Genomic DNA, 12,387 nt, shown 5'->3' with positions numbered 1-12,387 from the left:
AGTGCGCCCACAGGGCTAGATTTGTGCGGTATCGAGCTCTTTTTCCAACTGGCGGGTTTCGTCGGCGCGTGGTTTGGTAAAGCGCGCCAGGCCTAAATAAATCACCGGTGTCAGGTAGAGGGTAAAGACCACCGCCAGGCCAAGGCCACCAAAGACTACCCAGCCAATGGCGTTGCGGGCTTCGGCACCAGCCCCGGTCGACAGGATAAGCGGCAAACCACCTAAAATGGTTGATACTAGTGTCATCATAATGGGCCGTAAACGCACTTTCCCGGCCTCAACGATGGCATCAAACACTTCATAGCCGCGGTCACGCAGCTGATCGGCAAATTCCACCAGTAATATGGCGTTTTTAGCCAGCAGGCCGATGAGCATTACCAGACCAATTTGCGAGTATACGTTTATAGATGTGTTAGTGAGATACAGCGCATATATGGCAGCAGCAATACCAAAGGGCACTGTCAGCATTACCACAATGGCACTGTTCACATTCTCAAACTGCGCCGCGAGCACTAAAAATACAATTACAAAGGCCAGTATGTAAGTCAGGGCGACCTGCTGTGAGGTTTCTTCAAAGGTTTGCGCTTCGCCCAGGAAGATTAAACCAATCCCATCAGGGAGCGTTTCGCTGCCGATGGCGCGCAGCTGATCCACGGCATCACTAATGAGAACGCCCTCAGGCAGATTCATCTCGATTTTTATGGCCCGGCGCTGAGCCTGACGCTCAAGTTCAGCCGCCACACCTTCCTCGGTAATGTAGGCAACACTGGATAGCGGAATCAAACTACCGTTGTCTGATTTAACAAACAGGTTGGTTAAATCCCGCGGATCCGCTGTATTGCGATCGTTGGTTTGTAAAATAATGGGGATTGCCTGATCGCCGATATTTAAATCCACCACGTCGTTGCCACCAATGGCAGCGCGCAAGGTTGATGAAATATCGTCAAGCGGCACGCCCAGTTCGTCGGCGCGGCGGCGATCGATATTCACCCGCAACTGCGGCTGGGTCGGTTCGTAGCTTATACGCGGGTTGCCAAGCTCCGGCATACGTTCTTCTATCACCGCCGAATATTGAACCGCCGCGTCAAATATGCGCTCATAGGTGTCGCCGGTTAGCGCTAATTCAAGGCCACCACCGCGACCACGCAGGTTTAAGCTGTTACCGCCAAATGCATTACCCGGTGCACCAGGCACCGATTGTAGTGCAGGGCGGATTTCACCGATGATGTCCTGGAGCGACTTATCACGCTCGTCCCAATGCTTCAGATCGGCGGTAATAAAGACAATGTTAGGATCCCAGCTTCCTACAACGGTATAAATCGATTCAATGGTATCGCTTTCCACATAGGGCATCAGCAGGCTTTCCATTTTCATCGCCTGACGGTCCATAAAATTCAGGCCAACACCGTCAGGGCCGCGGGCAAAAATGCGCACCGTGCCACGGTCTTCACTGGGCAGTAATTCGTTCTCGATATGTTGAGAGGTGAGATAGGCGCCGCCTGCGGCAAGCAGACACAAGACCAGTACCAGCCACGCATATTTCAGTGACCACAGTAAAGTGGTGCGATAAAAACTCAAACAACAGTTACCAAAACGGCCTAAAGTGGCATCAAACAGGCCGCGCTTGCCCGCTGTCTTACTTTTTATTGGTAACCGGGCTGTGAGGGCCGGCACCAGTGATAAGGCCACAAATGATGAAATAATCACCGAGCCGGCCAGTACGCCACCAAATTCCCTGAACAGACGGCCGGCCGTAGATGGCAAAAAGGCGATCGGAATAAACACCGAGGCCAGTACTGCGGTGGTCGCTATTACCGCAAAAAAGACCTCGCGCGTGCCGATGACCGCAGCGGCTCTGGCGCCCAAGCCCATTGCGCGCCGGCGCTGAATATTTTCTGAAACGACGATGGCGTCATCGACAATCATACCAGTGGCAAGCACCAGTGCCAGCAACGTCAGTATGTTGATAGAAAAACCCAGCAGCCAGATAATGGCTAACGCACCGACCAGTGACACCGGAATCGACAAGGCAGGGACAATAGTGGCGCGCCAGGAGCCAATAAAAAAGAGCAGGGTAAAGACAACCAGTATAATTGTCAGACCAAGTGAAAAAGCCACTTCTTCTACCGAGTCACGAATAAATTCGGCATCGTCGGAGGTCACCTGGATGTTCATATCGGGGAATCGATCTTCAAAGGTATCTACCAGCGCGAGAATTTCATCTGAAATTTCTATGGTGTTAGAGCTGGCCTGGCGAATTACCCCTAAACCGATTACTGGCTTGCCGTCCAGTCGCACGGCGCTGGTCGAATCTGCGGGGCCAAAGTAGACACTGGCGATGTCGCCTATTTTAGTGTCGCCATTGATGACAATATCCTTAACATCTTCAGCCGACAGCGAGGTGGCATCGGCGCGCACAATCAGCATTTGGTCGCTCGACTGAATACTGCCGGCCGGCACATCAAAGGGGGCAGTGCGCAGTACATTAGCCACATCGGTCATGGATAGCCCAAAGCTGGTAAGCCGCAGGGGATCCACACTAACCCGCAATACCCGCTGGCGGTCGCCATTCATGCTAACATCCGCGACGCCGGGAATACTCAAAAATAATGGCGCTAGATCCGTATCGACGCGCTCGGTGAGCGTTTCCTGATCCAGAGTGTCGCTGGACACGGCTAAACTCACCACCGCCTGAGCATCGTTATCGGCTTTTATGATGGAGACTTGTTCTACCTCGTCTGGCAACGCGCGCTGCACACGACTAACCGATTCGCGGGTTTCATTAGCCGCAGCGTCCAGATCAATGCCCGGGCGGAATTCTACCCGCACCCGGGCGGAGTTTTCTTCACTTTGTGCATAGATGTTTTTTACCCCGCTGACGCGCGCTACGGCGCCCTCGAGCGCTGCGGTGACTTCTGCATCAACGGTTTCGGGAGAGGCATTAGGATAACGTGCACTCACAGTTATCGTGGGGGTATCAACGTCGGGTAATTCGCGCACCTCAAGGCCATTGAGTGCAGCATAACCTGCGATGGCAATCAGTAAATTAAGTACAATTATCAGTACTGGTCGGCGAATCGATAATGACGGTAAGTCATTGTGATTGTCGGCAAGGTTACTCATTTGGCGCTCTCCGCGCTAATGACGTGGTGATTTCCTGACCTTCACGCAGCGACTGAATGCCTTCTGCAACCAGTAAATCGCCGCTGGATAAATTACCGTTGACCAAAATTGTGCCTCGTAAGCGCTGATGCACGCTTACGTCAACACGCTGCGCCTTGCCATCCACGGCTTTGTAAATATAGGCACCGGTGGCGCCCCACAGCAAGGCTGCTTCGGGTATCGCAGCATAGCGATCCCCTTGTAAATTAATTTTAACTCTGAAGCTCATGCCCGGGCGATACTGATCCTGCGCGTTATCCAGTAAGGCTCTGGCAGACATGGTGCGATCCGTATCGTTAATGCGGGAATCAAGCTGGGCAATATCGGCAGTCAATGATACTTCCCGCGACGACCAGGGCTGCAGGGTCACTTCTTTTTCTGAAAACAGTAGTGTGACCGCTGATTCCGGCGCCCGAAAATTAACAAACAGTTCGCTGCGATCGTCGATGGTGGTGATTACCGTGGTAGTGGTAATGCGATCGCCGACTTCAACATCGGTAAGGCCCACGTAGCCGGAGAAGGGCGCTGTGATGTGGCGGTCCTCAAGGTCGGCCTTGGCTTCATCGAGGGTGACTTTGGCGAGGTCACGAAGGGTTCGGGCAGCGTCTATTTCGCTCTCCGCGACGGCACCCATACCACGGCTGTCGAGCAAACGTTTCAGGGCGCGCTCTGTTTCTTCTAATTGCAACTCAGCGCGGCGCACTGCGACTAACTGGCGACGATCATCAAGCTCAACAAGTACGTCCCCTTGTTGCACTTTTTGACCAGGTTTAAAGTTAACGGCTGTCACTCTGTCACCTACCGCGGGGTATAATGTCACCGATTTAACGGCCTCCGCTGTGCCTACTGCTTCGACGGTTTTTTGCTCATTGACAAACTCAATTTGGTTAAGCACAACTAGTTTAGGCCCACTGTCGCCACGCCAGCTCTGCGCAAGCGTAGCCGGTGAAATTAGCGCTGCCTGAGCCAGGGCGCTGATACAAATTATTGTTCTGATCGTCTTAAGCATTTTAATTCCATAATGTCACTTTCAGTACTGCTACGTGATAAACCGACTGAGGGAGCATTTTATTTTTATGTTAATATTACTTATTATCTCTTAACGTTCTGAATGGGGCTAGGGTAGCAGCTGCAACTCGGCGTACTCCTGATACAAGGTGTCGATTTTAATTAACTCGGCATGTTTGCCGGTGGCACGCACCTGACCATGCTCCATTACAACAATACGATCGCACATTTGAACGGTTGCCAGGCGATGGGCAATGATTAGCGTCGTGCGCCCTCTCATAAGGTGTTTTAAGGCAATTTGTACTTTGTGTTCACTGACCGCATCAAGGGCGCTGGTGGCTTCGTCAAGTAGTAGAATGGGGCGGTCGGCTAAGATGGCCCGCGCAATCGCGATACGCTGACGTTGTCCGCCTGAAAGCTTAACCCCGCGTTCACCGAGCTCGGTGTGATAGCCTGCAGAGAGTTCCTGGATAAAGTCATCGGCAAACGCTTGTTGCGCCGCGTCGATAACCTCCGCTTGCGTGGCGCCGGGGCGTCCATAGCGGATATTGTCCATCACCGTGCTGGCAAAGATAACCGGCTCCTGCGGCACCAGCGCGATTTGCTGACGCAGACTATCCAGGGTCAGGGTGCTGATATCGTGTTCACCGATCCATATTTTACCGTCGTCAATGGGGTAAAAATGCTGTAGCAACTGAAATAAAGAGGATTTGCCGGCGCCGCTTGGGCCAACCAGTGCAACGCACTCTCCTGGCTGAATCTGCAGGTTAAATCGCTCAAACAGCGAACTGCTCTGGGCATAGTTAAACGTCACGTCATCGAAGCGAATCCCCGGTGGCGCGGTGAATACCGCTATGTGTTTCGTACCGCCATTATTGTCTGGTTTGGTGGCCAGTAGTTCTAACAGCCGTTCACTGGCCCCGACACCGCGCTGGATCTCGCCTAACACTTCACTGATCGTGGCAATACTACTGCCCGCTAATACCGCATAGAATAAAAATGCTGACAACTGGCCAGCAGTGATGTCATCGCTCATTACCTGACGAATGCCTAACCAGCCAATGCCGATAACCGACAGCATGCTGACCAGCATGATGACGCCAATCAGCATGGAGCGGTAGTGTATTCGGTGCGAGGCCGCCTGCAGCGCGGCCATGACTTTTTCGCTAAATTTTTGTTGTTCAGCACTGACCGCATTAAACGCCTGTACAATCATAATTTCATGCAGGGTTTCATCGATTTGTGAACCCATATCGGCAATACGATCCTGACTCTGACGTGAAAAATGACGCACTTTGGGGGCGATGAGTTTAAGTGGTACCAGTATAAACGGCACTGCCAGCAGCACACACAGGGTCAGTAAAGGACTGGTAAACAACATCAGAATCAACGCGCCGACAAATCCCACTACCGAGCGCAGCGCCATCGACAAACTCATGCCGACTACAGTTTGTATTACGCTGGTGTCATTGGTAAAACGCGAGATCACCTCACCCGTACGGGTGTCGGCAAAAAAGGCCGGTGGCAGGGTGAGCAGATGCCGGTAAACCTGAATACGAATATCCGCGCTGACCCGCTCGCCAAGCCAGGTCATCAAATAAAACCGAAAATAGGTAGCAAGGCAACCGAGTACTGCAAACGCAATTACCCAACCGATTGCCGCGTCAAGCCTGGCGATGTTGCCGGCATTGAGCCCCTCATCAACAGTCAGCTTTATCCCCTGGCCAAGCAATAGCCAGGCTGAGGCGGCGACAATCAGCGCCAGTAATGCGCCAACAGCTTGCCAGGTATAGGCTTTGAGCAGGCCCAGGAGCCAATAAAGTACATCTTTGGTAGAAATCAATACGATCACCAATACAAATTATCAAACGCCGGTTAAGGCAAAAGGGCCCCGTAAAACGCAGGGCCGGGTCATAGTCAATACAGTCGCTTGCAGCGAATGGTTTTTTATTATTTCAGGGCGAGTCAAGAATAACAGGGGAACATTACTTTGTTGTCCAAACTAATGTTTTTTTACTGTTGGGATTATGTTACGTGATATTGCCGTTGTTACACCCCGGATTACCCGTAAACTGCTGATACCACTTAACGCCAATGTTGGCCGCTGCTTTGTGCCTCACAATCGCCCGGCATCATTATTCACCAACAAAAGTCGCCACGCGACGGCGAACTCCTCACACATTTACACAGTATATCGCTTTAAAGTAAGTTTAATCGCTGATACGGCTTGCATTTTTGTTGTGTATACGTATAATTCCGCGGCCTTTCGCCTTGTCTGCACGTTTGCAGCATGGTTGAAAAGGTAAGTTAACGGTAACGCTACAACGAGTTTGAGGCATTTATGGTTACTATTCGTTTACAGCGTGGTGGCGCCAAAAAGCGTCCATTTTATCAGGTAGTGGTTGCAGATAGCAGTCGCGCACGGAACGGCCGTTTTATTGAAAACGTCGGTTTCTTCAACCCAACTGCACAAGGTCAGGCTGAACGTCTTCGTTTAGACATTGACCGCGTAGAATACTGGGTTGGTGTTGGCGCGAGCTTATCTGAGCGCGTGAATACACTGGTAAAAGAAGCGAAAAAAGCGGCAGCGTAAGCTGTCCATAATCTGGTAGGTTTAGATGAGTCAAGCGTCTGACAAAGTGGTTATTGGCAAAATCGGCGCGCCCTATGGCGTGAAAGGTTGGGTCAAGATCAACAGCTCTACCGAAGTACCAGAAGGTATTTTTGATTTCAGCCCGTGGTATCTGGCTGATGGTAAAGAATACCAAACTGATCAGTGGCGACCGCATGGTAAAGCCATCGTAGCAAAGCTAGTGGGTGTCGATAGCCGGGATGATGCCGAGCGCATTAAAAACCTGGATATCAGCATTAACGCTGAGCAGCTTCCTGAACTGGAAGGCGATGATATTTACTGGCGTGAGTTAACCGGCATGCAGGTAGTAACTACGCAAGGTTACAACCTGGGTGTGATTAAAGAAGTGTTCAATACAGGGGCGAATGACGTAATCCGCGTTAAAGCGCTCAGTAGCGATGCTTTTGGTCAGAAAGAAAGATTATTACCGTTTGTGTACGACTCTGTTGTGCATAACGTAGATAAAACCGAGCGGGTGATTACAGTTGATTGGGATCCGGGGTTCTAAGTGACCGCGGAAAAATGGTTTGGCATCATCAGTTTGTTTCCTGAGATGTTTGCCCCTTTCACCCAACAGGGTGTGATAGGGCGAGCAGTTAAGACGGGCAAACTTGAGGTCGAGCATTTTAACCCCCGAGACTTCACTCACGATCGTCATCGTACTGTTGATGACCGCCCCTACGGTGGTGGCCCGGGCATGTTGATGATGGTCAAGCCGCTCACTGACGCAATTACCGCCGCCAAACTGGCGGGGGGTGAAAAAAGTAAAGTGATTTACCTGTCTCCACAGGGTAAGCCGCTTACCCAGGCGGGCGTTAAATCGCTCGCTGAGCACGATAATATTATTTTATTGTGTGGTCGGTACGAAGGTGTTGATGAGCGTGTCATTGAGAGCCATGTTGACGAAGAATGGTCAATTGGTGATTACGTGCTCAGCGGCGGTGAACTACCAGCGATGGTGATGATGGATGCAATTGCGCGTTTGGTGCCGGGTGTACTCGGACACAGCGATTCAGCAATTGAAGATTCGTTTAGCCATGGTTTGTTAGATTGTCCGCACTATACGCGCCCCGAAATACTCGACGGCAAAGCGGTACCTAATGTGTTGTTAAGTGGTGATCACGAAAAAATCAGGCAGTGGCGGTTACAGCAATCTTTAGGCAGAACCTGGTTGCGCCGCCCTGAGTTATTTAACGACCTAGCTCTGACTGAGGAGCAACAACGGTTACTGGATGCATTCCAGGCGTCGTTGCAGCAAGATGACAGTTAACTAGGATGAGAGGATATGATGAGCAAAGTCAGTCAAGATATCATCAAGAAAATTGAGCAAGCACAGCTCAAAACTGATGTGCCTGAGTTCGGTCCAGGTGACACAGTGATTGTTAAAGTTCGTGTAACTGAAGGTGATAAAGAACGTCTTCAGGCATACGAAGGTGTTGTTATCGCTAAGCGTAACCGTGGTCTTCACTCGGCTTTTACAGTACGTAAAATTTCAAGTGGCGAAGGCGTAGAGCGTGTGTTCCAAACACACAGCCCGGCGGTATCTTCTATTGAAGTGAAACGTCGCGGTGCAGTGCGTCGCGCCAAGCTTTACTATCTTCGTGAACGTTCAGGTAAATCTGCACGTATCAAAGAGAAGCTTAACTAAGATTACTAATCCTTGCGTTATTGTTAACTTAAGAAAAGCCCGCACTTGTTGCGGGCTTTTTTGTGGCTTACAGTAAAGCCAGACATCACCACGAGGCAGGTTATGACACAAGCTCAGGACATTTGGCAGCAGATGCTGTCCGGACAGTGGTATCAGACTCAACACCCAACTCTGGTGGTGGCCCGGGAGCGCGCCAAAGCATTGTGCTGGAGGCTCAATAATCTGCCTCAAACGCCAGCAAGTGAGCGTCATTCCATACTGACACAGCTGCTGCCCAATGTGAGTTCTGTCACCGTGGGGGCATACTTTGGCTGCGACTATGGCGTCAATATTTATGCGGGTAGTGATCTGCTTGTTGGCCGTAAAGTGGTGATGCTCGATCCGGGTATCATTCGTCTGGGACACAGTGTCACCATTGCTGATAACGTGGTGCTGGCCACGCTTACACACCCGCTGGAGTCAGACCGGCGAAAAGCAGGGTGGCAGCAAACAGCGGCCATCACAGTAGGGAATAACGTGACGCTTGGTGAGGGATGTTCGGTTTTACCGGGAGCAAACATTCCTGATGATACTGACATCGGGGCTGGTGCGGTTGTTACTGCCTCAACAAGCTTCAGCGGCCGTACTGTTGGCATTTAAGCAGCGTGACAGCCCGGCGGCTGTCACCGTTACATTCATACTGCTAGTCGGTAAAACGCTTGCCCCAGATTGATTAAGAGGTTTTGTCGTACTCGGTTAATTTATTAAAGCGGATCATCTCACGAAGTTCTTCGCCGTATTCCTCGCCTCTTTCAGAATACTTGTTTAACCCGTAGCTGAGTTCAATGCCGCTGAATGAAGCATTCTGTGCACGAAGCGACTGGCGAATACTGCGTAATGACTTGTAAGCGTCGTGGCCATTTAAGTTAAGCATATAGCTTTTAACAGAGTCAGCGGGGGAGCGAAAGTCAGCAACCTCGTGGATTTTACTTTCATCGCGACTGTTTGGCACAATGCCACAACCTTTCTCAAAACACCATTGACCGAAAAAGTTATTACCCTGTTGCGCAAAGCGTGACGTGCCCCAGGCACTTTCATTGGCTGCCTGTGCTAACGCGAGGGAAGGGGGCACAATATCAACGCGACGCAGTAATACATCACACAAGGACTCGTTTTCAATGTCTACTTTATCTATGCGGTATTTAACGGCTAATTCGGCAAGTTGGCTGTCGGCATTCTTATCGTCTGTCGAGCAAACACTGGTAACAAATTCTCTGTCGGCAATAAATTCCTGATTGACGTCATCAATGATGGGTTTGAAGTAGGAAAAAAATGCCATTTTTCGTTCCGGCCCCGCCGGATGCTCTGAGAAGTCTGGTGGAGTGACCCGACTGAAAAAAATAAACCACACCGCAATAACCAGTGCCAGTAGTACGGCCATTAATCCAATCAGTATTTTACTGTCTTTGATATTTATCATCATGATTCCGTTTATTTTGTTAGTTGTATGTTGTTGCGCAAACGGGAATGTACCTTTAATAACACGGGTAACGCCGGGGCAAGCGACGATTTGAGCAACTCGGTATTCTCTAATAAGTTATGGCATCGCAAAGAGATCATTTTTTGGCGACTGCTACGGCACAGCGGGGGCTAACCAGACGGGATTCGGCTTTGACTATGTGGCGAGTACCCACTTTGCTCATCATTTCCTAGCCTGCTGTGTAGCGCCTGACAATACTGATAACCTTGTCGCGATTAACCGGTTTGGTTAAAAAGTCATTCATACCGGCGGCAAGGCAGCGTTCGCGGTCTTCGGCAAAAGCATTGGCGGTGAGGGCAATAATAGGAATGTCGGTCATGCCGAGTGTATTGCGAATAATTGAGGTGGCTTCGAGGCCATCCATTGTAGGCATTTGAACATCCATAAAGATAAGATCAAACTCAACGCCATGTAATGCGTCGATAGCCAGTTGGCCATTTTCGGCGACAGTCACTTCACAGCCTGCTGATTCGAGCATACTGCGGATAACCTCGGCATTAATTTCGTTATCCTCTGCCACTAACACTTCTACAGTCGTGTTGCCCGCCGTGCTACTTTGAGGTTCCTCCCCGGAAGCCTTCAGTGATTGCAGAGCAAGAATATCTGACTTGATGGCATTACGGTCAACGGGTTTAGCATACATACGCCATATCGCATCAAGAATGCGTGGTTCGGCATCTATATGTTCGAGTACTGCAGAGACTACAATGAGGTAGGGCGGCGGAACCTGACCGCGGGCCAGGACTTTTCTTATCAGCGTAACACCATCAATTTCTGGCATCGACAGATCTATCAGTGCGACATCAAATTTCTTTTCACAGTCTAAAAAATCCTGAGCAGAGCTAAAGGTTAGGGTTTCTACGCCCATTTCGCTAAGTATATGGCTGAGATACTCCCGACTGGTTTGCAGGTCGTCGACCACGGCCGCTTTGAGCGACACGGCTGGCAGCAAATCGCCGGGCTGGGCAAGCGGTATATTCACGGGCAGTAAAAACCGAAACTCACTGCCCTGTTGCTCCGCTGAATCAAAGGATAGTTTGCCGTCCATGAGTGTCGCCAGGCGTTTAGCAATGCTAAGGCCCAGCCCCGTGCCGCCGAAGAGTTTGGTGGTGGATTGATTGCCTTGTTCAAAGTCGTTAAAAATAGACTCTGCGTGCTCGGGTAAAATCCCCACACCGGTATCGGTAACCCTGAAACTCAGCCAGTCCCGCTGGCCATGCTGCACTAAAGCGACCTCCAGCGTGACGGATCCCTTAGGGGTAAATTTCACGGCGTTACTGAGCAGGTTATGCAGCACCTGAGACATCCGTTTAGGATCGCCGATTACAGTGGTGGGCAGATTCGACGAGCGCTGATAATTAAACGCTAAATTTTTTCGCTGACAACTAATTGAATAGAGTGTGGCAAGATCATCAAGCATCTCAAGCAGATTAAAATGCTCGTTTGAGATCACCAGCTTGTCAGCTTCAATTTTGGATAAATCGAGAATGTCGTTAATCAGCGTCAGCAACTGGTTTCCGGCGGCGAGTGCTTTTTTAAGGTAAGCATTCGCTTTACCGGGATTCTCCCGGGCCAATTCAATCATGCCAAACATACCATTCATCGGCGTGCGCAGTTCGTGACTCATATTGGCTAAAAAAGAGGACTTGGCTTTGCTTGCCGCTTCAGCCTCCTCTTTTGCCACTTTTAACCTGGCAATGGTGCGGTTTATTTTTTGTACCATTGGCCTGAATATTAAAAGGGCTTCGCCAAGCAGCATCAGCAAGGTGATCACCCACAGGTAAAACTCAATGGTTTCAATTTCAGCAACACGTTCCCGGGCGCTTTGTTCAAAAATATCGACGGCCTCATCGAGTTTTATTAACAGTTGATCGGAATAGGCTTGTGCAAATATTTCAGGTACCGCAAAACATTGCCCATTATTGAGTAAGCGATAACCTGCTTGCAGATAAGCCTGACTTTGCGCATCCAGCCCGCCATCGCTAAAGTACATCGCGTGTAATCGGGCGGGCATATTCGGCTGGTTTACCAAGTAGGTGTGATTTTCTGAAAATCGTTTTAGGGCAATGGCCAACGTATCGCGGGGCAGGCTATCAGGAGTATCGCACTGTGATAAACGCGTTACTGCCAACGATATGCGCTGTGATAGCATGCGCTGTTGACCGGCCCGGTTAATAATCTCAGCGTCTTTACGTTGCGTACTCAATAAGTCCTGGATCGTCCAGGCTGAGATCGAAACTGTTACTGCAATGAGTACCAGCGCGAGAATATAGCGTGCTGTTAATGTCATTAAAACTTCCGCTGCAAGAAAGGCTGTGAACGCTGGAGCTTTACGTATTTTCAATCGCCTGTTGGCTATAATGAACAGTAGCATTGCTCATTTTGGCTAGCAAGGTGCTGGGTAGATCACCTTTGCAA

The 12,387-nt window shown here is 50.3% G+C and carries 10 protein-coding genes; 5 read left to right on the top strand and 5 right to left on the bottom strand.

Features of this window, described 5'->3' with window-relative positions:
- Nucleotides 1-15: 15 nt before the first annotated feature.
- From OIK42_RS12400 to OIK42_RS12390, 3 genes are all read right to left on the bottom strand, one after another.
- On the bottom strand, nucleotides 16-3,123 hold the full coding sequence (locus OIK42_RS12400) for an efflux RND transporter permease subunit (RefSeq protein WP_273640946.1): 3,108 nt from the start codon (nucleotides 3,121-3,123) through the stop codon (nucleotides 16-18).
- Nucleotides 3,116-4,171: an efflux RND transporter periplasmic adaptor subunit gene (locus OIK42_RS12395; RefSeq protein ID WP_273640944.1), complete on the bottom strand. Its 1,056-nt coding sequence runs from the start codon at nucleotides 4,169-4,171 to the stop codon at nucleotides 3,116-3,118. The genes OIK42_RS12400 and OIK42_RS12395 overlap by 8 nt, the downstream gene beginning before the upstream one ends.
- Nucleotides 4,172-4,279: 108 nt before the next feature.
- Nucleotides 4,280-6,019 carry an ABC transporter transmembrane domain-containing protein gene (locus OIK42_RS12390; RefSeq protein ID WP_374211869.1) on the bottom strand — a complete coding sequence of 580 codons (1,740 nt, stop codon included), beginning with the start codon at nucleotides 6,017-6,019 and terminating at the stop codon, nucleotides 4,280-4,282.
- A 492-nt stretch (nucleotides 6,020-6,511) separates the two neighbouring features.
- Here OIK42_RS12390 and rpsP point away from each other — a divergent pair, with 492 nt between their 5' ends.
- From rpsP to OIK42_RS12365, 5 genes are all read left to right on the top strand, one after another.
- Nucleotides 6,512-6,763 carry a 30S ribosomal protein S16 gene (gene rpsP, locus OIK42_RS12385; protein ID WP_273640941.1) on the top strand — a complete coding sequence of 84 codons (252 nt, stop codon included), beginning with the start codon at nucleotides 6,512-6,514 and terminating at the stop codon, nucleotides 6,761-6,763.
- Nucleotides 6,764-6,788: 25 nt separating this feature from the next.
- Nucleotides 6,789-7,310, top strand: a complete 522-nt coding sequence (gene rimM / locus OIK42_RS12380; protein WP_273640939.1) for a ribosome maturation factor RimM — start codon at nucleotides 6,789-6,791, stop codon at nucleotides 7,308-7,310.
- A 45-nt stretch (nucleotides 7,311-7,355) separates the two neighbouring features.
- Nucleotides 7,356-8,072, top strand: coding sequence for a tRNA (guanosine(37)-N1)-methyltransferase TrmD (gene trmD / locus OIK42_RS12375; protein WP_273641526.1), 717 nt, complete (start codon nucleotides 7,356-7,358; stop codon nucleotides 8,070-8,072).
- An 18-nt stretch (nucleotides 8,073-8,090) separates the two neighbouring features.
- Nucleotides 8,091-8,450 (top strand): 50S ribosomal protein L19, encoded by a 360-nt coding sequence (rplS, locus tag OIK42_RS12370; RefSeq protein ID WP_273641524.1) that lies wholly within the window; start codon nucleotides 8,091-8,093, stop codon nucleotides 8,448-8,450.
- Between the two features lie 102 nt (nucleotides 8,451-8,552).
- Nucleotides 8,553-9,089 carry a maltose acetyltransferase domain-containing protein gene (locus OIK42_RS12365; RefSeq protein ID WP_273640937.1) on the top strand — a complete coding sequence of 179 codons (537 nt, stop codon included), beginning with the start codon at nucleotides 8,553-8,555 and terminating at the stop codon, nucleotides 9,087-9,089.
- A gap of 73 nt (nucleotides 9,090-9,162) precedes the next feature.
- Here OIK42_RS12365 and OIK42_RS12360 read toward each other — a convergent pair whose 3' ends face one another.
- Together OIK42_RS12360 and OIK42_RS12355 are read right to left on the bottom strand one after the other, a co-directional pair.
- Entirely contained in the window at nucleotides 9,163-9,912 is a 750-nt protein-coding gene (locus tag OIK42_RS12360) for a glucosaminidase domain-containing protein (RefSeq protein ID WP_273640935.1), read from the bottom strand.
- A gap of 226 nt (nucleotides 9,913-10,138) precedes the next feature.
- Nucleotides 10,139-12,259: a response regulator gene (locus OIK42_RS12355; RefSeq protein WP_273640934.1), complete on the bottom strand. Its 2,121-nt coding sequence runs from the start codon at nucleotides 12,257-12,259 to the stop codon at nucleotides 10,139-10,141.
- Between the last annotated feature and the right edge of the window lie 128 nt (nucleotides 12,260-12,387).

This window comes from Alteromonas gilva (assembly GCF_028595265.1).
GTDB lineage: Bacteria > Pseudomonadota > Gammaproteobacteria > Enterobacterales > Alteromonadaceae > Alteromonas > Alteromonas gilva.
The sequence above is the reverse complement of the archived record's forward strand: the minus strand, read 5'-3'. Positions and strand labels throughout refer to the sequence as shown.

Excerpts from the sequence above, each read along its gene's own strand:
- OIK42_RS12400 (WP_273640946.1), bottom strand. The coding sequence starts at position 3,123 with ATGAGTAACCTTGCCGACAATCACAATGACTTACCGTCATTATCGATT.
- OIK42_RS12395 (WP_273640944.1), bottom strand. The coding sequence starts at position 4,171 with ATGCTTAAGACGATCAGAACAATAATTTGTATCAGCGCCCTGGCTCAG.
- rpsP (WP_273640941.1), top strand. The coding sequence starts at position 6,512 with ATGGTTACTATTCGTTTACAGCGTGGTGGCGCCAAAAAGCGTCCATTT.
- rimM (WP_273640939.1), top strand. The coding sequence starts at position 6,789 with ATGAGTCAAGCGTCTGACAAAGTGGTTATTGGCAAAATCGGCGCGCCC.
- trmD (WP_273641526.1), top strand. The coding sequence starts at position 7,356 with ATGTTTGCCCCTTTCACCCAACAGGGTGTGATAGGGCGAGCAGTTAAG.
- rplS (WP_273641524.1), top strand. The coding sequence starts at position 8,091 with ATGAGCAAAGTCAGTCAAGATATCATCAAGAAAATTGAGCAAGCACAG.
- OIK42_RS12365 (WP_273640937.1), top strand. The coding sequence starts at position 8,553 with ATGACACAAGCTCAGGACATTTGGCAGCAGATGCTGTCCGGACAGTGG.
- OIK42_RS12360 (WP_273640935.1), bottom strand. The coding sequence starts at position 9,912 with ATGATGATAAATATCAAAGACAGTAAAATACTGATTGGATTAATGGCC.
- OIK42_RS12355 (WP_273640934.1), bottom strand. The coding sequence starts at position 12,259 with ATGACATTAACAGCACGCTATATTCTCGCGCTGGTACTCATTGCAGTA.